The organism is Gammaproteobacteria bacterium, assembly GCA_016199745.1.
In the GTDB taxonomy this organism is placed as follows: domain Bacteria; phylum Pseudomonadota; class Gammaproteobacteria; order Acidiferrobacterales; family Sulfurifustaceae; genus JACQFZ01.
Map to the genome: position 1 here is coordinate 1 of JACQFZ010000070.1, position 22,160 is coordinate 22,160.

Annotated in this window: 19 protein-coding genes and 2 pseudogenes; 10 read left to right on the top strand and 11 right to left on the bottom strand. The window is 57.0% G+C overall.

Features of this window, described 5'->3' with window-relative positions; all coding sequences use genetic code 11:
• The first annotated feature begins 486 nt into the window (after positions 1–486).
• Positions 487–615 (top strand): annotated as a pseudogene (locus HY308_17915) (DedA family protein).
• 96 nt (positions 616–711) lie between these two features.
• On the opposite strand, the gene HY308_17920 reads toward HY308_17915, so the two are convergent.
• The 3 genes from HY308_17920 to HY308_17930 all read right to left on the bottom strand — a co-directional run bounded on the left by HY308_17920 (position 712) and on the right by HY308_17930 (position 3,135).
• Complete coding sequence (locus HY308_17920) at positions 712–888, bottom strand: CsbD family protein (GenBank protein MBI3900145.1); 177 nt, start codon at positions 886–888, stop codon at positions 712–714.
• Positions 889–1,139: 251 nt separating this feature from the next.
• Positions 1,140–2,663: a SulP family inorganic anion transporter gene (locus HY308_17925; GenBank protein ID MBI3900146.1), complete on the bottom strand. Its 1,524-nt coding sequence runs from the start codon at positions 2,661–2,663 to the stop codon at positions 1,140–1,142.
• Positions 2,664–2,934: 271 nt separating this feature from the next.
• Positions 2,935–3,135 carry a hypothetical protein gene (locus HY308_17930; GenBank protein MBI3900147.1) on the bottom strand — a complete coding sequence of 67 codons (201 nt, stop codon included), beginning with the start codon at positions 3,133–3,135 and terminating at the stop codon, positions 2,935–2,937.
• A 26-nt stretch (positions 3,136–3,161) separates the two neighbouring features.
• Here HY308_17930 and HY308_17935 point away from each other — a divergent pair, with 26 nt between their 5' ends.
• Entirely contained in the window at positions 3,162–3,944 is a 783-nt protein-coding gene (locus tag HY308_17935) for a sensor histidine kinase (GenBank protein ID MBI3900148.1), read from the top strand.
• Positions 3,945–4,074: 130 nt separating this feature from the next.
• Positions 4,075–4,721 (top strand): annotated as a pseudogene (locus HY308_17940) (response regulator transcription factor).
• Positions 4,722–5,195: 474 nt separating this feature from the next.
• On the opposite strand, the gene HY308_17945 reads toward HY308_17940, so the two are convergent.
• The 7 genes from HY308_17945 to ccoN form a co-directional block, all read right to left on the bottom strand.
• Complete coding sequence (locus HY308_17945) at positions 5,196–5,882, bottom strand: sulfite exporter TauE/SafE family protein (GenBank protein MBI3900149.1); 687 nt, start codon at positions 5,880–5,882, stop codon at positions 5,196–5,198.
• Between the two features lie 2 nt (positions 5,883–5,884).
• Positions 5,885–6,391, bottom strand: coding sequence for a FixH family protein (locus HY308_17950; protein ID MBI3900150.1), 507 nt, complete (start codon positions 6,389–6,391; stop codon positions 5,885–5,887).
• A gap of 13 nt (positions 6,392–6,404) precedes the next feature.
• On the bottom strand, positions 6,405–7,790 hold the full coding sequence (ccoG, locus tag HY308_17955) for a cytochrome c oxidase accessory protein CcoG (protein MBI3900151.1): 1,386 nt from the start codon (positions 7,788–7,790) through the stop codon (positions 6,405–6,407).
• 273 nt (positions 7,791–8,063) lie between these two features.
• Entirely contained in the window at positions 8,064–9,035 is a 972-nt protein-coding gene (gene ccoP / locus HY308_17960) for a cytochrome-c oxidase, cbb3-type subunit III (GenBank protein ID MBI3900152.1), read from the bottom strand.
• Positions 9,028–9,183: a cbb3-type cytochrome c oxidase subunit 3 gene (locus HY308_17965; GenBank protein ID MBI3900153.1), complete on the bottom strand. Its 156-nt coding sequence runs from the start codon at positions 9,181–9,183 to the stop codon at positions 9,028–9,030. The genes ccoP and HY308_17965 overlap by 8 nt, the downstream gene beginning before the upstream one ends.
• Positions 9,180–9,794 (bottom strand): cytochrome-c oxidase, cbb3-type subunit II, encoded by a 615-nt coding sequence (ccoO, locus tag HY308_17970; GenBank protein MBI3900154.1) that lies wholly within the window; start codon positions 9,792–9,794, stop codon positions 9,180–9,182. Before ccoO ends, HY308_17965 begins: the two co-directional genes overlap by 4 nt.
• Positions 9,795–9,803: 9 nt before the next feature.
• The gene (ccoN, locus tag HY308_17975) at positions 9,804–11,240 is read right to left on the bottom strand and encodes a cytochrome-c oxidase, cbb3-type subunit I (GenBank protein ID MBI3900155.1); all 1,437 of its coding nucleotides are present in this window, start codon (positions 11,238–11,240) and stop codon (positions 9,804–9,806) included.
• Between the two features lie 242 nt (positions 11,241–11,482).
• Between ccoN and HY308_17980 the strand changes: the two genes are divergently transcribed.
• From HY308_17980 to HY308_18005, 6 genes are all read left to right on the top strand, one after another.
• Complete coding sequence (locus HY308_17980) at positions 11,483–13,975, top strand: heavy metal translocating P-type ATPase (protein MBI3900156.1); 2,493 nt, start codon at positions 11,483–11,485, stop codon at positions 13,973–13,975.
• Positions 13,976–13,979: 4 nt separating this feature from the next.
• Complete coding sequence (ccoS, locus tag HY308_17985; GenBank protein ID MBI3900157.1) at positions 13,980–14,165, top strand: cbb3-type cytochrome oxidase assembly protein CcoS; 186 nt, start codon at positions 13,980–13,982, stop codon at positions 14,163–14,165.
• 16 nt (positions 14,166–14,181) lie between these two features.
• Positions 14,182–16,764: a cation-translocating P-type ATPase gene (locus HY308_17990; protein MBI3900158.1), complete on the top strand. Its 2,583-nt coding sequence runs from the start codon at positions 14,182–14,184 to the stop codon at positions 16,762–16,764.
• A gap of 189 nt (positions 16,765–16,953) precedes the next feature.
• Positions 16,954–17,418, top strand: a complete 465-nt coding sequence (locus tag HY308_17995) for a hypothetical protein (protein ID MBI3900159.1) — start codon at positions 16,954–16,956, stop codon at positions 17,416–17,418.
• Between the two features lie 3 nt (positions 17,419–17,421).
• Entirely contained in the window at positions 17,422–17,733 is a 312-nt protein-coding gene (locus HY308_18000; GenBank protein ID MBI3900160.1) for a hypothetical protein, read from the top strand.
• A 33-nt stretch (positions 17,734–17,766) separates the two neighbouring features.
• Positions 17,767–18,255 (top strand): hypothetical protein, encoded by a 489-nt coding sequence (locus HY308_18005; protein ID MBI3900161.1) that lies wholly within the window; start codon positions 17,767–17,769, stop codon positions 18,253–18,255.
• Positions 18,256–18,468: 213 nt separating this feature from the next.
• Here HY308_18005 and HY308_18010 read toward each other — a convergent pair whose 3' ends face one another.
• Positions 18,469–20,655, bottom strand: coding sequence for an EAL domain-containing protein (locus HY308_18010; protein MBI3900162.1), 2,187 nt, complete (start codon positions 20,653–20,655; stop codon positions 18,469–18,471).
• A 234-nt stretch (positions 20,656–20,889) separates the two neighbouring features.
• Between HY308_18010 and HY308_18015 the strand changes: the two genes are divergently transcribed.
• Positions 20,890–22,143, top strand: coding sequence for an MFS transporter (locus tag HY308_18015; protein MBI3900163.1), 1,254 nt, complete (start codon positions 20,890–20,892; stop codon positions 22,141–22,143).
• Positions 22,144–22,160 lie beyond the last annotated feature (17 nt).

Here is a 22,160-nt window from a genome sequence, read left to right on the forward strand (position 1 = left end):
CCGACCACTGGGTCGGGAGAAGAAGTGTGCGCCGGATTATGCGCAGTGCCGCGGTTGCGCTACGTTAGGAAAGACTGATCTCGCTGAGGTCGTTTGTAGAGCAAGGGGCATTTGCTATGGATAATCTGGTACTGAGCATTAAAAGTCTTATGCACTGCAGCGCATAATGCTTCACCCCGGCTGTACCCCAAATACGACCCCAGCGCTGCGGGTATCGGTTGACCGTGAGGATTGGTCAAAAGCGCGTTACTTCAATTGGCTAAACGACAAATATCGCGTACATGGCAACTAGTTTTGGATGTCGCTACCACGGACGAAACGGAAATATTGATGGGTCTGGAGACGATTCGAGAGAGGCGCCGCGAGACTCTATCACCTACCGATTAAGATCCCAATCCAATACTACCGAGGAAGTACACAGCCCATTATCGGTTCCTCGATGAACGCCGTAACCGTTTTCCGCGATCGGAGTAAGAATGTAACGCCATGACCGATCTTGCCGTTTACGCCAGTTTATTTATCGTCGCCCTGGCGGCAGCGACACTTCTGCCGTTGCAATCCGAAGCGCTACTGGCTGGACTGCTGCTGGCGCAATCGCAATCGATTTGGCTGCTGTGAAGAAAGCCGCAATGAGTTACGCCAACGGTTTGTCCGAACCCGTGTCGCTCCCGTAGCGGTTCGTATTTAGATCGACGGAAAATTACGGAAAGGTCAGACATGCTTCTGGGTGTCGTCCTTGATATCACCATATCCGGCCTGAATTTTACCGCCGGTTTTTTTGGCACGCCCTTTCGCTTCTAACGACTTGTTGCCGAAAAGCTTGCCGGTGATTTCCTTGAGCTTACCTGTCGCTTGGCTGATTCGACCTTTGAGTTGATGGCTATTCATGAGCACCTCCTGTCAGGCTGGCTGGGGCAGTAGCCTGTAATTCAAATCTGTGAATGGAGTATGGGCGTAACAGCACGTTTACTCTGTGCGGTAGCACGCATATCGCTTTTTCTTGGCCGGCGATTAATGGGGACTATTGGGGTTCGTTGAGCAATCTGCGCTCCCCGCTTCCCTCGCAAAAAGGAGCTGCACCAAACCTGTTCGCTACCCCTCCGTCTGACGCGGTCATCGGAAGCCATGGCGCCCATCGGTTAAGCAAGCTTGTCATCGGCGACATGATAATGCGGGTCTTCGAGCACATTTACCTCAATCATTCCTTTGGCCTTGTCCAGCAGCTCGAGGCAGTCGGCGCTGAGGTGACGCAGATGCAACCGCTTACCTGCTTGCTGATAACGGTCGGCCAACACATCGATTGCTTCCAGCGCGGAGTGATCGACGACACGCGCGCGGCGGAACTCGATGACGACGTCCGCTGGATCGTCTTTGGTCGAGAACAGTTTCTGGAATTCGGCCACCGACGCAAAGAACAGCGACCCTTCGAGCTCGTAGACCTTCCAACCGCTTTCATCCGTATAGGTTTGGACCTTGATGCGCTTGGCATGCTCCCAGGCAAATACCAAGGCTGAAACAATGACACCGACGACCACGGCGACAGCCAAATTAACCGCTACCGTTACCGCTGCGACCAGCAGCCCGACAACGATATCCGGCGTCGGTACTTTGCCGAACAAGCGAAAGCTGCCCCACTCAAACGTCTTGCCGACGACAACGAACATCACGCCGATCAGCGTCGCCAGGGGAATGCGCTCGATCCACTCGGAGCCGTATAAGATAAAACTGAGCAAGAACAGCGCCATGGCAATACCGGATAAACGCCGGGTCGCACCGTTACCGACATTGATCATGCTCTGACCAATCATGGCGCAGCCGCCCATGCCGCCGAAGAAGCCGGTCACGACGTTCGCCGCTCCTTGGGCCAAGCATTCGCGGTTCGGTCGGCCACGGGTGTTGGTCATGTCGTCGATGAGGTTGAGCGTAAGCAACGACTCCATCAAACCAATGGCGGCAAGGATCAACGAATACGGGAACACGATACGCAGCGTTTCCCAGCTCAACGGCACCGCCGGCAGATGAAAATTCGGCAACCCGCCTTTGATCGACCCAAGGTCGCCGACGGTTTTGGTTTCGATACTAAAGGTGGCAACCAATATCGATACCACCAGAATGCCGGCGAGTGTCGCCGGTATGGCTTTGGTGAGCTTAGGCAGCAGGTAAATAATCGCCATCGTTAGCGCGATGAGGCCAAACATGATGTAGAGCGCATCGACCGGCAACCAGCGCGTCGCTCCATCCGCTCCAGTAATCTTAAAGTGGCCGAATTGTGCTAGGAAGATGACGATGGCAAGGCCATTGACGAAGCCCAGCATCACTGGGTGCGGCACCATGCGGATGAACTTGCCGAGCTTGGCGAGCGCAAACAACATCTGCAGAACGCCCATCAGTATCACCGCAGCGAACAAATATTCGACGCCATGATCGACGACCAGCGCGACCATGACGACGGCAAGTGCACCGGCAGCACCCGATACCATGCCAGGTCGACCGCCGATAGCGGATGTAATTAGCGCCATCATGAACGCCGCGTACAGGCCGGTAAGCGGAGAAACATGCGCCACCAGAGCGAATGCCACGGCTTCCGGCACCATGGCTAGCGCAACCGTCAAGCCGCTCAATAAATTAGTTCTGATTTCTTGTTGGGTAAAAGCGGCAAACATTATGTTCCTTGTACCTAGCAAAAGAAGTTGGACACCCGTGCTCTGTTAAATACGGGTGCGATCATTTGAAGTTCGATTGGGCGGACAAGCGGAATCTGTGTGCCACTCGATGAAGATGAAATCGAAACCGGCAAACGGCGTTCTCGTCGTGCGAGCCAAACGGGCTTTCTTATATCAAAAAAAGAGGGAGCATCGATGCTCCCCTCACGGTGTTCAAAAAAACGCATTCACCTGACGCAGGCTTCGGTACGGCATGCTACTAGTGATGCGACTAAATAGTTAGTACAACGGCGTGCAACTCCTCCATGCGCAACAGCGTGCTGCCAGCAATCGGCAGCTGCCCGCTGTCGAGTGCCGTGCCGTAATCCGTTAATCGATCTTCGTTCTTGGCGTGGATTGCCCGAAGCTTGCTTAGGGCCGTCGGACCTATGCCAACTACATCGCATTCGGTGCCGATGAAATAGTCGCACATGTCGTAGTTGAGCTGGCCATGCTGACGTGCCTTCAGAGGAGTTCCCGATCGATGCGTCGATTTCGCACATCACCGAGAACGGCCAGAAGTTTTATACCGTGATTCTGCGCGACGTTACCGAGCGTGTACGGGCGGAAGCGGCCTTGCGCTGCTCCAAAGAAGAACTGTACGAGCTTGCCGCCGCCGCAAATCAGCTACGCGAGCAAGAAAAGCGCCGCATCGCTCGCGAGCTGCACGACGAGCTGGCACAGGCGCTGACCGGACTTAAGATGGATGTCGCCTGGATCAAAGATAAGCTAACGGCGCCACCGTTACCGATCGCCGATAAGCTGAAGGTCATGGAAGCGCTGCTCGACAGTACCGTCGCCGCCACCCGCCGTATCTCTTCGGATCTACGGCCGATGATGCTCGATGACCTCGGCTTGCTGCCGGCGACGGAATGGCTGGTGCAAAACTTTATCGAGCGTAGCGGTATCCAATGTCACCTCGCTGTCGCTGATCCTGAACTTGAAATGTACGATCCACAGGCAAAGATGCTGTTTCGCGTGTTACAGGAATCGCTAACCAATATCGCCAAGCATGCGCAAGCGACTAGCGTGGATGTGACGGTCGAAAACGCCGACGGTGAAATCGTATTCAGCGTGCGCGACGATGGAATCGGTTTCACGTCGACAGATCCGCGTAAACCGAATTCCTATGGCCTCATCGGCCTTCGCGAACGGGTATACTTGATCGGCGGTAAGGTGAAAATCGAAAGCAGTCCCGGCCATGGCACTTATATCGAGGTACGGCTACCGTTCAATCCATGATGCGCGTCGTCATACCGGTCGAAGAAACGCGTCAGCGTACCAACTCCCCCTCTCCCCTCGCCGGAGAGGTCGCTCCTGCGCTCGCGACATTCGTACCTCCCTGTACCGCAGGATGGGGCGAGGGGGAAGCGTGATCCGAGTAGTGATTGCCGACGATCACACGATCGTGCGCGAGGGGCTCAAGCAGCTGCTCGCCGACGCCGATTTTTCGATTGTCGGCGAGGCGCGTGACGGTCAAGAAGTCCTGCAGTGCGTGCGCGAGCTCGAGTTCGACGTGTTGCTGCTCGACATGTCGATGCCGAAAAAGAGCGGCATCGAACTGATCAAGCAGATCCGCAGTGAAAAGCCGAAGCTGCGTATCCTTATATTAAGCATGCATGAGGAGCAGCAATACGCGATCCGTGCGATCAAGGCCGGCGCCGCCGGTTATCTGACGAAAGAAAGCGCTCCGCGCAGCTGATCTCGGCGATCCGCAAGGTCGCTGGCGGTGGCGCTTTCATTAGCGCCGAGGTAGCCGAGCAATTGGCGCTCGGCGCCATGCCGCAGACCAGCGGCCCACCACATACCACGCTGTCTGACCGCGAGTACCAGGTATTTCAGCTGCTGGTTTCCGGCAAGTCCGTCACCGAGATCGGCGAGCGGCTGAACTTGTCGGTCAAAACCGTGAGCACGCACAAGGCTCGCCTCATGGAAAAGATGGGGCTGACCAACCAAACCGAATTAATCCGTTACGCGATCGCCAATCAACTGGTCGACGATCCCAAGTCAGGCGGTTAGAACGCTGCTGCTATTCCACCGAGTAGGTCGATTCCTACCCCATCCTAACGAATCACCCGCAACCACAATTTCGACGCCTCTGCATGAAGGCCGGGGCAAACGTGTTTACGGTAAGCCGCATTTTTTCCAAGTTGCAGCGATCGGGCTTAATCGATGTCGATAACAAAAATGTGCACTTGCTCGACGTGCCGGCACGCCGAGCAATGCTAAGTCGGACACGAATGGCACTTACTTAAGCAAGAGCCGAAGCATATCGGCCGACACTCCCTCCCCCTCAGGGGGGTGAGGCGAAGCTTTCGCCAGTGTCCAGTGGACACTGGCGCCGCCGAACGGGCGCACGTGATATTCGTGCGCACCGGGCGGGAACAGCCGGGGTGGGGGTGGGTTTTTTGCAGTAGCGACCACAACCCACCCCCATCCTGTCCTTCCCCCTGAAGGGGAAGGAACCTGCTAATAAGTTCGGGGCAGGTCAGTTTAGTAACATAGTCGAGTTAAGTAAGTACCATTCAGCAACGCGTAGATACCCAGCGCAATTAGCAACAGACCCACGACGCGCCGCACCCACGCTTGGCGCGCGATACCACCAAACCAACGCGCCGTAGCGCCCATGATAAGCAACATTGGCAATGTACCGAGACCGAATGCCGTCATTAGCGCGGCACTCTCGGTAGCGCCGCCGGCGGCGAGTGACCACGCAAGCGTGGCGTAGACCAATCCGCACTGAAGCCAACCCCACAATAATCCGAGCAGCAACGCCTGTAGCGGATGGCGTACCGGCAATAAGCGCCGGCCAAGCGGTGCGATGCGGGTCCATAAATTTCCGCCGAGTCGTTCGAGCAATGCGAGGCCGGTCCACCAACCCGTGAGATACAGGCCGAGCGCAACCATAAAAGCAGCGGAAATTAGCCGCGCCACAAAGCGCGGTGCCAACTGCAACAACGGTACACTGAGAAAACCGACGATCGCACCGGCTACGGCATAACTGGCGATACGTCCGGTGTTATAGGCAAGCAGATACGGAGCGATCGACCCCATCGTGCGGCCGGGAGCGCGGATACCCAAGGTCAAGGCACCGACGATTCCGCCGCACATGCCAATACAATGGATCGAGCTCAGCAGGCCGACTAGGAACGCCGCGCCCAACGAGATCTCGTTAGGCACGGTTAGCGCGATACTGCCGGTAACACGTCAATTCGAGCATCGCCGGGAGCACGCAACGAACCGATCAATCGCCAATCGTTAGCGGCGAGTTGAATGTTGTAGCGCCCAGGTGCAAGCACAAGGATCTGACCGCGATAACGGCCGTCGTCGGCGCGCGACAAAAGAAGTCGACGATCATTGCCTTCGCGCGTGGCATGCAAAAAGAGAACTTCCAATTGCGGCGGTTGAATCGTCGCCGGCTCAAGCTTGATGAGCAGCTCACGTTGCGCGGCATCGAGCTGCAGCGATGCTTTGAGATTCTTGGCCGCCGCCGCATGATCGCGACTCAATACGAGATTGATCTCCTTGCCGCGTCGATAATAATCGTCAGCCACCACACCGTCGTCGGTAGCGATAGCAAACCACAGCATCGTAAACCCGGCGGCAACGGCGGCGGCCGGCAGCGCGATCAATAGCCAAACCATGGGTACGCTATACCAAGGCACCTGTGCAACGATGTTTGAATTCATCGAATCATCCTCCTTAAGACGCCGGTCCGAGAAAACGCGCTTCCTCGATCTTGCGGAGCATCGGTTCGTCTTGCGCTTGTAAGGCAAATCGCACGACAGTGCTGCGTCCGTGTAATCCTCGAACATCGGCTTGCAGCCGCGCTGGTATTTCGACCACTTCACCGGAGGCCACCGAAACCCAATTGTGTTCAATGCCCAAGACAAGGTTTTGAATACCACCGGCAGTGATTAGGTAGCGATGGTCGCGTGTGTCTTTGTTAAGGATTTTTAAGGTATATACGTTTTCGATTAATCCGTCCGGCGTTTCGCGGTAGAGCGCGTTGCGGTCGCGGATAACATCAAGATCCAGCGGCACACGCAGTAACACCGCCGTTATCAACGCTGTGGCAATACTCGCCAGCGCGGCGCCATAGATAAGTATGCGTGGCCGTAGTAATTGCCGTGGCGTGCCCTGCTCCATTTCATTTTGGCTGCTGTAGCGGATTAGACCTTTGGGATAGCCCACTTTCTGCATCACCGTGTCGCAAGCATCCAGGCAAGCCCCACAAGCGATGCATTCAATTTGCAAGCCGTTACGAATGTCGATGCCGGTCGGACAAACTTGCACGCACAACGTGCAATCGATGCAATCGCCGAGGCCGGTGGTCGTGGTGTCGTCGGCGCGTTTCAGTGCACCGCGCGGTTCGCCGCGGCGTTTGTCGTATGAGATAACGAGCGTGTCGCGGTCATACATGACACCCTGGAAACGTGCGTACGGACACATATAAAGACAAACTTGCTCGCGCAGGAACCCGGCGTTGCCGTAGGTGGTAAATCCGTAGAACAGAATCCAGAACGTTTCCCAGGGTCCCAGTTTTACCTGGGTAACTGCCAGCACGAGCTCGCGAATGGACGTGAAATAACCGACAAAAGTAAATCCGGTCCACAGTGATAACAGGATCCATACGAGATGCTTAGCGCCCTTCTTTAAAACCTTATCGCGGTTCCAAGCGCTCGCTGCTAGCTTCATCTGCTTTAAGCGGCCGCCTTCGATGTGTCGTTCGATCCATAGAAATACTTCGGTCCATACGGTCTGCGGGCAGGTGTAACCGCACCAGAGCCGACCGGCAATAGCGGTAAAAAGAAATAACGACAGCGCGGCGATGATCAGCACCGCCGCCAAATAAAAAAGATCTTGCGGCCAGAACGTCCAAAAGAATAGATGAAACTTGCGCCCGGGCAGATCGATGAGAAACGCTTGCCGACCTTCGCCCCACGAGATCCACGGCAGACCGTAGTAAATACCCAAAGTGAGCACGACCATGATCACGCGCCAGCGCGCGAACACGCCGTGGACTTCGCGCGGATAGATCTGTTGGCGCCTGGCGTAAAGCTCTTCACGGACTTCGTCGTTCATCATAATTTTGGTCTACGTTGAGGCGGGTTTGGCGCTCACGTGTCAAACCCGCCAGACATGAATGGCGCTTACTTAAGCAAGAACCGAAGCATATCGGCCGACACTCCCTCCCCCTCAGGGGGAGGGCCGGGGTGGGGGTGGGTTTTTTGCAGTAGCGACCACAACCCACCCCCATCCTGTCCTTCCCCCTGAAGGGGAAGGAACCTGCTAATAAGGTCGGGGCAAGTCAGTTTAGTAACATAGTCGAGTTAAGTAAGTACCATTCCCGCCAGACATCTAAAATCCGTTCCCACCACTGCTCTCACCCGGAACGGTTGATAGCGAATTCGTCGCGGCGACGGCCGGCGGATGTGACAAGCTGTAGATGTAAGCCGCCAGCACATGTACCTTAGCCTCGCCAAGAAAATCGTTGTGCGCCGGCATACGCCCGCTCCGTCCCTTCTCGATCGTCTCCATTACAATTTGCGACGTGCTGCCATAGAGCCACGTTTTGTCGGTCAGATTCGGCGCGCCGAGCGCCGGATTTCCTTTCCCTTCCGGGCCGTGACAGGCGACGCACAGCTGCTGAAATTTTTCCCGGCCGGCTGTCGCCGCGAGCTCGTCAACGTCCGCCAATTTCGACAGCGAGCGCACATAGGCGGCAACATTACGAACGCCATCCGCGCCTAATACCGGGCCCCAGGCCGGCATGGCACCGCTGCGTCCCTCCATGATCGATTGTTTGATTGTCTGCGGATCGCCGCCCCACAACCAATCGTTGTCACGTAAATTAGGAAATCCGCGGGCGCCGCGCGCATCGGAGCCGTGACAAGCCGTGCAGTAATTTACAAACAACCGCTCGCCGGTTTTGAGCGCCTCGGCATTGGTCGCAAGCACCGCCAGATCTTCGTGCGAATATTTTTCGTATTGCGCGCCGAAATTTTGTTCGGCCTCGGCGGTTTCCTGTTCGTATTGACCGCGCTGGCTCCAACCGAGCATCCCGCTATAGCCGCCAAGTCCGGGATAAAGCGCGAGATAAACCAGACCGAAGACCAGCGTCAGATAAAACAGATTGAGCCACCAACGCGGTAATGGATTGTTCAGTTCCTTGAGATCTTCGTCCCAAACATGCCCGGTCGTTTCCGTCTGCTTGACATCCTTACGTCGCGGCGTCGCCATCCAACGATTGAGCCAGAACAGCGCGGCAATACCGGCAAGCGTCACGCCAGCGATAAACCAACTCCAAAAACCGGTGCTAAAGTCAGCCATGTTTTTCATCTCGCGACGCATCGTCGAACGGCGCGTTTGCTGCGGCATCGAAACGATCCTGCTGCCGTGCACTCCATGCCCAGACGACAATGCCGATAAAGATAATCAACGACAACACCGTCCAAACCGCATTGATCACTGTCATCATCGACGCACCTTAATAACAATACCGAGGTTTTGCAGATATGCGATCATCGCGTCCATTTCCGTTTTGCCATCGAGCTCTTGCGGTGCATTGGCGATATCTTCATCGGTATACGGATGGCCGAGTTGACGCAGTGTCCGCATTTTTTTCTGAACTAAGTCGGTGCTGAGCTTATTGGCCGCGAGCCAGGGATAACCCGGCATGATCGACTCCGGCACGACGTCACGCGGACTAATAAGATGCGCGCGTTGCCAATCGTCCGAGTAACGCCCGCCGACGCGTGCGAGATCCGGACCGGTGCGCTTACTACCCCATTGAAACGGGCGGTCGTAAACGAATTCGCCGGCGACCGAGTAGTGACCGTAGCGCTCGGTTTCGGCGCGGAACGGACGGATCATTTGCGAATGACAGCCGTAACATCCTTCGCGTACGTAGATGTCGCGCCCCTCAAGCTGCAAGGCGGTGTACGGTTTAAGGCCGTCGACCGGCTCGGTGGTAGACCGTTGGAAAAACAACGGCACGATCTCGACCAGCCCACCGATACTGATGACGATAACCACCAAGATAATCAGCAACCCTAAATTCTTTTCGATTTTGTCGTGCGCGCTTGCCATGTGGCCCTCTTAATTTGTCATCGCCAGCGCCCGGCTCGGCGCCGGAACTTGGATAGCCACCGGCTTCGCGCCGGCGATCGTGCGCCGCAGGTTATAGGCCATGAGCAACATGCCGCCGAAGAAACACAGGCCGCCTACCAGACGCGCTATGTAAAACCGGTGCATCGCCTGTACCGTCTCGACGAAGCTATAGGTCAAGGTGCCGTCGGGATTCACGGCCCGCCACATCAACCCCTGCATCACACCGGCAGTCCACATGGCGGCGATGTAGATCACGATGCCGATGGTCGAAACCCAAAAATGCGTTTCCACCAGCTTTAGGCTGTAGAGCGGACGATTGAACAGTCGCGGGATCAAGAAATAGATCGACCCAATCGATACCATCGCTACCCAGCCGAGCGCGCCGGCATGCACGTGGCCGATGGTCCAATCGGTGTAGTGCGACAACGCATTGACCGTCTTGATCGACATCATCGGCCCTTCGAACGTCGCCATGCCGTAGAACGACACCGACACCACCAAGAACTTGAGAATCGGATCGGTACGCAACTTATGCCAGGCACCGGACAGCGTCATGATGCCGTTGATCATTCCGCCCCACGACGGCGCCAACAGGATTATCGAGAACACCATGCCTATCGACTGCACCCAATCGGGCAACGCCGTGTAGTGCAGATGATGCGGGCCGGCCCAGATATAAGTGAAGATCAGCGCCCAAAAGTGGACCACGCTCAAGCGATAGGAATACACCGGCCGCTCCGCTTGCTTCGGAATGAAGTAGTACATGATGCCGAGGAAGCCGGCGGTCAGAAAAAAGCCGACGGCATTGTGGCCGTACCACCATTGGATCATCGCGTCCTGAACACCGGCGTAGGCCGAATACGATTTCCAGAACGACACCGGCAGCGCCAAGCTGTTAAAGATGTGCAGAATGGCGATCGTCAGGATGAAGGCACCGAAGAACCAATTGGCGACGTAGATATGACTGACCCGGCGCTTGGCGAGCGTGCCGAAGAAGACAATTGCGTAGGCGATCCAGACGACGGCGATGAGAATATCTATCGGCCATTCCAACTCGGCGTATTCCTTGCTGGACGTAATACCGAGCGGCAACGTGATGGCAGCGGCGACGATCACCAGCTGCCAGCCCCAGAAGGTAAAGGCCGCGAGCTTGTCGCTGTGCAACCGCACGTGGCATGTGCGTTGGACGACGTAGTACGACGCCGCAAACAGTGCCGAGCCACCAAACGCGAAGATCACGGCATTGGTATGCAACGGCCGCAGGCGCGAGAATGTCAGGTACGGAATATCAAAATTAAGCTGCGGCCACGCCATTTGCGCGGCGATGATGACACCGACCAACATGCCGACGATGCCCCATACCACGGTCATCACGGCAAATTGGCGTACAACGGTGTCGTTGTACGTCGTTGTTACTGCAGTCATGCAGGCGCCCCTTTTAAATTACCCACAACGTCGGTTCTTTGACGAAGATCAACCATCGTTCTGATCCGATCGAGTAAACCCGCGTCACCGGACCCGATTCAATGTCACAAACGATAGTCGACGTCGGTGTTTCCTTGTTTGATGCAGATCAAGGATTTGTGGAGTAACTGGGTGCGTAATACGGTTCGCGCATACGCTGTAAGAGTCTGAATAAACAAGCCGCGCACAAACCGGAACGCCTCATGACAGCGTCAGCGCCATCACTCGCCATCACCGCAGACCCGGTACCGGCGCGAACTGCGGTCGTTTCCTGCTTCCACTGCGGCCTGCCGATACCGACCGGCACCAACTTGTCACTCACCTGGGACGGCGTTACCCGTCCGCTCTGCTGCCGTGGTTGTCAGGCAGTGGCCAATACGATCGTCGACGCCGGGATCGGCGACTACTACCGCTTTCGCACGGCCGCCGCCGCTAAAGGCGACGAGCTCGTACCGGACACGCTCCGTGAGCTCGCCGTCTATGATCATCCGTCTGTGCAACGCGGATTCGTCCGCGACGTCGGCGAACAACGTGAAGCGGCGTTGATCCTGGATGGCATCACATGTGCCGCCTGTATTTGGCTGAACGAGCAACAACTGAAACGTCTTGAGGGTGTACACGACGTGCAGGTGAATTACGCGACACGGCGGGCGCGCGTGATATGGGACGATAAAAAAATCCATTTGAGCGGCATCCTAAAGGCGATTCGCGCCATCGGTTACGATGCTCATCCTTACGACGCGGCACGTAGCCAACAACTGCTAGCGCAAGAACGGCGTGCGTTGCTGCGCCGACTCGGCGTCGCCGGCATCATGGCAGCGCAAGTGATGACGTTGTCCGAGGCGCTCTATTTCGGCGATTGGTCCGGCAGCGATCCGATGTTGCGTACGTTCTTTAGCTGGATCAGCCTGGCGCTCACGCTACCGGTACTGCTCTACAGCGCGCGACCATTCTTCCGCGCTGCCGCCAACAGTGTGCGCCACGCGCGCGTCGGCATGGATGTGCTCGTGACCCTCGGCATCGGCGGCGCCTTTGCCGCCAGCGCCGTCGCCACAATTACCGGCAACGGTATTGCTTACTACGACGCGGTCACCATGTTCGTGTTCTTACTGCTCGGCGGTCGTTATTTGGAGCTGGCCGCGCGCGCACGCGCCAGTGAATCCGTCGAGTCTCTGATTAAGGCAACACCGGCCAGTGCCACTCGCTTGAACGCGCGCGCCGAACCGGAGCAACTGCCGGTCGCGGAACTCGTACTCGGCGACCTCGTGCTCGTGCGTCCCGGCGAAACGATTCCTGCCGACGGCGTCATTCGTGGCGGGCTTTCGAGCGTCAACGAATCGTTGCTCACCGGCGAAAGCCGACCGATCCCCAAAGCAGTGGGCGACACAGTCATCGGCGGCTCGATCAATATCGAAAGCCCGCTGACCGTGCGCGTCGACAAAACCGGCACCGACACCGTGCTGTCGGCGGTGTTACGACTGCTCGATCGCGCACAAACGGAAAAGCCGCGCATCGCCGAGATCGCCGACCGGGTCGCCGCCTGGTTCGTCATCGGCATGCTCGTCGTTACCGCGCTGGTCGGCGCCTATTGGTGGCAGCACGATGCGACCCGCTTTTTGCCGATCGTCATCGCCGTACTCATCGTCACTTGCCCGTGCGCGTTGGCGTTAGCGACCCCGACCGCGCTTACCGCGGCGACGTCGACACTGGCGCGTAACGGCATGCTCGTCACTCGCGGCCATGCGCTCGAAACACTAGCGCGCGCGACTCACTTCGTCTTCGATAAAACCGGCACATTGACGCTCGGTCAATTGCACATCCGCCGTACCCAAGTGTTGGGCAACGAAACAAGCGAGCGCTGTCTCACGATCGCCGCCGCACTTGAGCAGCATTCAGAACACCCTATCGCCTGCGCCATCGTCGCCGACGCGGCAACGATGAAACTTCCGCAGATCAACAACGTGAAAAATCGCGTCGGCGCCGGTCTCTCCGGCGTGATGGACAACCGTCCGATTTTTATCGGCACACCAGCGTTCATCGCCGAGATGACACAGTTCCAGTTAGCGCCTGAGACGCTCGCTGATCTACGAAACGGTGGCGGCACGGTCGTGCTACTGGCGACAACGGCGCAATTGCTCGCCGCCTTTGTGCTCAATGACACATTACGCCCGGGCGCCGCCGAATTGATCGCTGAGCTAAAGCGCTACGGACGACACATCGTCATGCTGACCGGCGACCACAGCGAGTCGGCAATGGCAGTTGCCAAATCGCTCGGCATCGACGACGTCCACGCCGAGCTAACACCGGCAGCCAAGCTGGCACGATTGCAGGCGTTCCAGCAGAACGGCGCCATCATTGCCATGGCCGGCGACGGCATCAACGACGCCCCCGTGCTCGTCGGCGCGCAGGTGTCCATCGCCATGAACAATGCCGCCGACATTGCCGCTGCCAGCGCCGATATGGTTTTACTGTCGTCGGACCTACGCCCGCTTGCCGCCGCCGTCACGACTGCCCGCCGCACGACATCCGTAATCCGGCAAAATCTTACGTGGGCCATTTTGTATAACCTGCTCGCCGTTCCAACGGCGGCCACGGGTGTCGTTGCACCGTGGGTAGCCGCGCTCGGCATGTCGACAAGTTCATTGCTGGTGGTGGCAAATGCGTGGCGCCTTCATCGGCGGCCTGGGCGTCCATAAACGTATGGAAGTCGTCTATCTGCTCGTCCTACTTGCATTGGTGATTAGCCTAATCATCGTCGGGATATTTTTGTGGTCGGTACAAAGCGGACAATTCGAGGATCTCGAGGGGCCAGCGCATACAATACTGATGGATCGCGAAACGCCCATTGCGCCGAGCACGGATGACACCGGACCGCGTTCGGGATAATCCCGATATCGCAAACATGACCGCCTCTGAACACCAGCAGCTGTTAACGACGGGTCTCACCGACGCCGATGCCCAACGACGTCTGACGGAATACGGCGCGAACGAGCTCGCCGGCGCCAGCCAACGTCACCTCTGGCGTATCACTGTCGATGTCATTCGCGAGCCGATGTTCCTGCTGCTCGTTGCCGGCGGTATCATTTATTTAGTGCTCGGCGATGTGCGCGAAGCGCTGATTTTGTTGGCGTCGGTCGTCGTTGTTATGGGCATCACGATCTACCAAGAACGTAAAACCGAACGCACGCTCCATGCGTTGCGCGATTTATCGAGTCCGCGCGCGCTCGTCATTCGTGACGGCGAGCAGCGTCGCATTCCCGGGCGCGAGGTTGTCCCCGGCGATCTCGTCATTCTCGGTGAGGGCGACCGCGTGCCGGCCGACGGCGTATTGCTCGAATGCAATCAGTTCAGCGTCGATGAATCACTGCTGACTGGCGAATCGTTGCCGGTCGCAAAGCACACCGACACGATCCAGGCCACGCAAATGGAGGCGGCCGGCAGCGAGGCCACAGCGTTCGTGTATTCCGGTTCGCTCGTCGTTCAAGGCCAAGGCATCGCCCGCCTACTCGCGACCGGCAGCAGTACCCAGATCGGCCACATCGGCAAAGCGCTGCAACAACTGGATATCGAAAACACACCGCTGCAGCGACAAACCGCCCGTGTGATTCGCGTGTTCGCCGCCGTCGGCCTTAGCGCGTGCGTGCTAGTGGTGCTGCTGTACGCGCTGCTACGCGGCGGCTGGCTCGATGGCTTGCTTGCCGGTATCACGCTGGCAATGGCCGTGTTGCCAGAAGAATTTCCGGTCGTGCTCACTGTGTTTCTCGCTCTCGGCGCCTGGCGCATCTCGCAGAAGCGCGTGCTAACGCGCCGCATTCCCGCTATCGAAACGCTCGGTTCGGCCACCGTGTTATGCGTCGACAAGACCGGCACGCTCACCGAAAACCGGATGGTGCTTAGCGAGATCGCGTTTCCGCCGTCTCGGGAAAATTCAGACGAGGGTAAGATTTTTGACGGCACCGCGAAACCCATCCCCACCCTGCGGCCGATCGTGCAATCCGCAGCGCTGGCATGTGAACTCAATCCGTCCGATCCGATGGAACGCGCCATCCTGCGCTACGCCCACGACGCAAATCCCGACGTTGACGCCATGCGCGCGCAATGGCGCCTAGTCCGCGAATACGATCTGACGCCGGAACTGCTTGCCGTTACGCATTGTTGGAAAATTCCCGAGCGCGACGAGCTGCTCGTCGCCAGCAAGGGCGCGCCCGAAACCATCGCTCGCCTATGTCAGCTCGACGACAACTTGCGCCACCAAGTCCTCGACCAAACCAAAGCGCTCGCCGCTCAAGGTCGACGCGTGCTCGCTGTCGCCGAAGCGCGCTTTCAAGGAAATAATTTCCCGAACGATCCGACCGGCTTCACATTCAATTATCTCGGCCTGCTCGCTTTGGCCGATCCGGTCCGCGCCACCGTCCCGCACGCGATCCACCAATGCCACGACGCTGGCATTCGCGTCGTTATGATCACTGGCGATCATCCCGGTACCGCCGAAGCTATCGCCCGGCAGATCGGCCTCGAATCCACCGGCGGTGTCATCACCGGCAAGCAACTGGCTCTGCTCAGCACCGACGAGCTGCGTGCGCGCGTGCAACAGGTCAGCATCTTCGCCCGCGTTATCCCGCAGCAAAAACTCCTGCTCGTCAACGCACTCAAAGCCAATGGCGAGATCGTCGCCATGACCGGCGACGGCGTCAACGACGCCCCGGCTCTGAAAGCCGCACACATCGGCGTTGCCATGGGCCACCGTGGTACCGATGTCGCGCGCGAAGCCGCCGCCCTCATCCTGCTCGACGACGAGTTTCCCGCGATCGTCGATACCATCAAACTTGGCCGCCGTATCTACGACAATATCCGCCACGCGATGGCCTACCTCGTCGCCGTGCATATCCCAACCGCCGGCATGGCACTAGTGCCGTTACTCACCGGCCTGCCGTTGTTGTTCTTTCCAGTGCACATTGTCTTTTTAGAATTTATCATCGATCCCGCCTGCTCCATCGCCTTTGAGGCTGAACCGGCCCATCCGGACACGATGAAGCGCCGCCCGCGCGATCCACACGAACCGTTACTCGGCACGCAGCTGCTCGGATACGCGTTGTTTCAAGGACTAGCGGTACTCTTCGTCATCAGCGCGCTGTACTGGTTCACACTCGGTCACGGCACTCCCGAACCGCAGGCTCGCGCCACCGCCTTCGCCGCACTCGTCCTGGGCAATATCGGTTTGATCTTGGCGAACCGATCGCAGACGCGCCGCTTATGGGCGACGTTGTCTATGCCGAATCCGGCGTTGTGGTTCGTCGTCGCCGGCGCGCTCGGTGGACTGCTGCTGGTGCTGTACGTGCCGTCGTTACGCGACGTATTTCACTTCGAAGCACTGGGGTGGCAACACTGGTTGCTGTCGATGGTCGCAGGTTCGGCGGGAATGATTGGGTCTGAGGTGTTTAAGAGAATGCGGCAAAGATGGAGTGCTCCCGAACATGATGGATAAAAATACGAAGTCCTTTGGTAGTCGCGGTTCGATTTATCGCCCCATCATAGCCCTCCCCGTTTCACGGTATGAAATAACGCTAAAAAACCTTCGTTCTCGCTTCAACCCCTAAGCACGAAAACTTTGACATCGGTCAAGGTACATCGGACCGGACGCTGCTAAAAATGAAATATCAAAGGGAGGAGCCTTATGAAAGAAATCATTCTCATGCTACATCCCACCTTCGGTGTTCTGGGCGTGCTCGCCACCGTATGGGTCGGCGTCGAAATCTTGAACGCCAGTGCACATAACGAGAAGCGCATCCGTTGTGCCGCCTTAATCGCCGCCGTCATGTTTTGGTTGTCGTATATGTTCGGCGGCTACTGGTATGTCTTGTACTACGCCGCCGATAAAGCGGTAATCAAAAGCGGCCCCTGGCCGTTCGCGCACGATCTGGTAATGGAAAGCAAAGAACATTTGTTCTTTGTACTGCTGCTCTTGAGCACGTACCTGCCAATCGCTACGCGTGCAAGCGGCAACCGATTGATCCTCGATTCAGGCACCCGCCAGCTATTACTCACCGTAACGACGTTTATCGTGTTACTTGGCTTGGCGATGGAAGGCGGTGGTGCCGTTGTCGCGCTCGGCGTGAAACTCGGATTGCTCGGAGGGTAAGGTATGTCGAATCGAAATACAGTGTTGTCGTTCGGGCTCTCAGCAGCAGTAACAAGTGTGTTGACAGTGCTGCTGGTGGTCGCCAAAGAAACCAACGAGTCACTCATGACGTGGATGAAAGCCGTGTCGGGTCATCATTGGATTACGCACGGAATACTAACGGTGCTGGTGTTCGTAGCGCTGGGGTTTATTCTGGCGAGATTCCAACCCAGTAAACGTTCGTGGATCAATGAAAGCGGCCTGGCGCTTCTTGTCGGTGCGACCACGGTTGTCAGCGGCCTATTGCTCTTTGGATTTTTCCTGATGCGCGGCTGATTCCCGGCTGTCGACAAAATTTGGAGGTGTTGCTTGGTAAACCGCAAAAAAACTCGCCGATCGCTGGCGCTGCCGACGTCGCTGGTGCTGTTGGCCGGACTCGCTGGCGGTTTGGCCGAAGTCGTATGGGTGGCCGCCTACGGCGTCATCTCACCAGTGTCGGCGGCGAATATTGCACGGGAAGTCACCTCGAGCATAGCACCGAACCTGGTGCAGTCGCCTAACGCCGTAATGATCGGTCTCGGGATTCATCTGCTGCTTTCGTTGGTCGTCGGATTTGGCTTTGCCCGTGTTGTCTGGCCGCGCCTGAGCCATCGGCGGTCGGCGGCAATATTTGCCTCAGCGTTGGCGACGCTGGCGGTGCTATGGGCGATCAACTTCTTCGCGGTATTGCCGATGCTCCATCCAACGTTTGTAACGCTGCTACCGTATGCGGTGACATTCATTTCTAAAGCACTGTTCGCGCTTGCCATGGCGGCGGTACTAACAGGCGTTCGGCCACTGGTACCAGTACACGCTTGATGCGTTTTACTCCCTCCCTCTTTCAAGGACGGGATTGGAACATTTTATTATCTACCGCAAGCGGCGCCGCAGCGATTAGGTGTCATGCAGCCGACGAAGTATCCGAGCGATCAGCAGGTCCTGCGAATTCTGACATTACCGTTTGTCCAAAAAAACGCTGATCTCCTATTAGCGCCTGCTCTTGATGGGAAGTGGACTGGCGGGCACCAACTACTAGCGAACCGAACATGCCGTTACGTGGGTACGCAGAAATTCGCTGAACATATCCGCCGGGACCGGCCGACTATAGAAAAAACCCTGCGCGATCCAACAGCCGTTCACCGTCAAGAAGCTAGCCTGCTCTTGATTGCCGACACCTTCGGCAATCACACGCAGGCCCAGTCCCTTAGCCATGGCAATGATAGTCGTCACAATCGTGTCATTCGATTGGCGGCCGATGCGACTGACGAATGAGCGATCGATCTTTAGTGCATGGATCGGAAAACGTTGGAAATAGGACAACGCCGAGTAACCCATGCCGAAGTCGTCGATCGTGATCTGCGCACCCATCGCCGCCAGCTCGTCGAGAATCACCAAATCTTGTGCGACCTGACGGACCAGATAACTTTCGGTAATCTCCAGATCGAGCGCCGACGCCGGCACTCCCGTCTCATTCAGAATGTCGGTAAGGGTGTGCTGAAAATGCGGTTGGTCGAATTGCCGCACCGAAAGATTGATCGCCATGCGCAGATTCGGTTGGCCGTTGTCGCGCCAATGTTTTAATTGCGCACACGCCTGTCGCAACACCCATTCACCCAGCGGAACGATTAGACCGGTTTCTTCGGCAACATGGATAAACTCCAACGGCGGAACCATACGTGAGTTCGGCGGCTGCCAACGCAGCAAGGCTTCGGTTGCAATGATTTCGCCGCTACGCATGTCCACCTGCGGCTGATAGTGCAGGACGAATTCGTTGTTCGAGAGCGCGTAGTGCAATCGGTTGACCAATGTCACGCGCTGCTGCATGGCGGCGTTGAGCGCCGGCGTAAAAAATTGATAGTTGCCGCGCCCTTTTTCTTTGGCGTGATACATCGCAGCATCGGCCGCGCCGATCAACGCTTGCGCGTCGCCGCCGTCGGTCGGAAAAAAACTGATGCCGATGCTGGCATTCACGTGCAGCATTTGATCATTGACGGCAAAAGGTTGCGATATCGAATCGATAATCTTTTTGGCAACGACCGCTGCGTCCTGGTTTTGACTGATACCGGGCAACATGACCACGAACTCGTCGCCGCCGAGGCGGGCAATACTGTCGCTCTCGCGCAGACAGCTCTGTAATCGCGTCGCTGCTAGCTGCAGCAATTGATCGCCGATTGTATGGCCGAGCGAATCGTTGACGTACTTGAAATGATCTAGATCGATAAAGAGCAGCGCCACCTGCTGGCGCTGGCGTCGCGCTTGGGCAATGGCCAGGCGCACGCGATCGGCCAGCAGCGCGCGATTCGGCAGGCCGGTCAAGGCATCATGTGTCGCCATGTAACGGATGCGTTCTTCGGCCTGCGCGCGTTTGGTAATGTCGCGGATGTTGCATTGAATGACGTTGGCATTGTCGACCTGATAAATATTGCCGACGAATTCGACGTCGATGCGCGCGCCGCTCTTGGTTAACAATAACGGCTGTTCGAAGCAAACCGTCTCGTCGCCATGTATCTGCTCAAAGAACGTTTGGAACGACGGAGCAGCTTTGAACGGTTCGATTTCCCAAAGCGCTTTGCCGAGAAATTCCTCGTAGCTATAGCCAAACATTTTTATGAAAGCAGTGTTTACGTCGTTGATCTGGCCGGTTTCCGAATCGAGCAATAGAATTCCGTCGTTCGCCGTCTCGAACAACCCGCGATAACGAACCTCGGAGACACGCAGCGCCTCTTCGGCCCGTCGCCGTTCCTGAACCTCCTGTTGAAGTTGTACGTTTTGTGCTGCCAGCTGTTGTTGCATGCGGCGCAAGGCAAGATGGGTGTTGATCCGCGCCAGCACCTCGGCGATCTGGAACGGCTTCGTAACGTAGTCGACGCCACCGGTCTCGAAGCCGGTGACTTTGTCGTTGGTGGCGGTGAGCGCTGTCATGAAGATGACCGGAATATTCGCGGTTGCTTCATTCGCCTTCAAATGGCGGCAAGTTTCGAAGCCGTTCATGCCCGGCATAATGACATCCAGCAGCACGAGATCCGGCCGAATCGAGCCGGCGAGTCGTAGCGCTTCCTCGCCGTTGCGGGCAATAACGACGCGAAAGCCCTCTTCCTCCAAATGCGCTGTCACTACCTGCAAGTTGGAGGCGGTGTCGTCGACAATCAGAATAGTGGAGTCATGAAGCGTAGTGGTCGAGGCATCACTTGTCGTTTTTAACTCGATCCGCGAATTCATGTTGGGCGTCTACCTTCAGCAGGTTAGTCGCCGAAGCGGCGACAATAAACTCTCCGGTGCAGCCTACCTGGCACATCGGTGCCTATTTGCTGCATAAAGCGGACCTTACCCAACCGCGGCGTCGGCTTTACAACACCTGAAAATTCCTCAAGTGTGTCATTAACTTAATCAATTGTTGTAATGCCGGCGTCGCCGCAGGATAACTAAACCCTAACAACGAAATAAAAAACGACGATGCCATCAACGCCTGATCGCCCGATTACTGCCATCGAAGTAACAGTGTTGTTTACCGCGTTCATTGCCGCGACTTACGGGTTTGGCATTTATCTTTTCTCGATGTTAGTACCGGACATGCGGCAGAGCCTCGGATTCGACTACGGCGTCGTCGGCGTCATTACCGGAACTGCGCAAGTCGGCTTCTTACTGTTCGCGCTGGCCAGCGGCCTACTGGCGCCGGTGCTAGGTCCGAAGCGGGTTATTTTATTTTCTGTATTAATATGTGCGGTGTCGTTGCTAGCGCTGTCGGTGGCGCCGACGACCTTGGTAGCCGGGTTGCTGTTAACGGTTCTTGGCGCATGCGCGGCGTCGGTGTGGGTACCGATGGTGGCGGTTTCGCAAGCGTTGATTCCGCCGCAACATCAGGGCAAGGCGCTCGGGTTCATGTCATCGGGTACGGCATATGGCGTTTTTCTTAATGGGTTGTTAGTGCCTTGGCTGGTACCACAATACGGTTGGCGAGCGCTTTGGCTTGTTGTCGGTTTAGTAACGTCAGTACTCTTTGTTTGGGCCGTATTGCGTTTAGGGACGCGCGAAAATGCGGCCTCCCCCGCGGCCGCGGCTACACCATCTTCCACCGGCATAAATACTAAGCAATGGCGGCTTCTTAAACAGCCGACCGCGCTTGCACTCATGGCGGTGATGTTTCTGAGCGCACTCGCTTGTGCGCCCATGCAAAATTATTTGGCACCGTTTCTACGCGAGGAGCTTAACCTTTCGATCGAGGTCGCCACACGCAGCTGGAGCGTTATCGGTTTAGTCGGAATGTTCAGCGGCATTGTCATCGGCGCACTCGCCGATCGCATCACCATTCGCTGGGCAATGGTGTTGACGTATTTGATTTTGAGCCTGTCGGCGCTGGCAATTTGGCAGCACGGCTCGGTAAATCTAATTTATGCCGGCGCCGCCGGTTTCGGATTGGCGTTCTACGCTATTTATGGACTAGTTCCGGCATATATCAGCGTCGCCTTTCGTGGCGCCGGTGCAACGACATTATCGGGCGTCACTAACGTGCTTGCCGGTGTTGGCGGTGTAATCGGCAATTTGTCGGGCGGGATGACGAAGCAGCTATTTGGGTCGTTCTCCACGGTTTATTTCGTGATTCTGTGCGCCGCCTTGACGGCATTGTTGCTGAGCTTATTGATGCGCGGCGAGAGCGCTTCATCGCCAATCGGCGATGAAGCGCAATCCCTGCCAACGATGGCGTCCTAATCCGTTAACCGCCGACC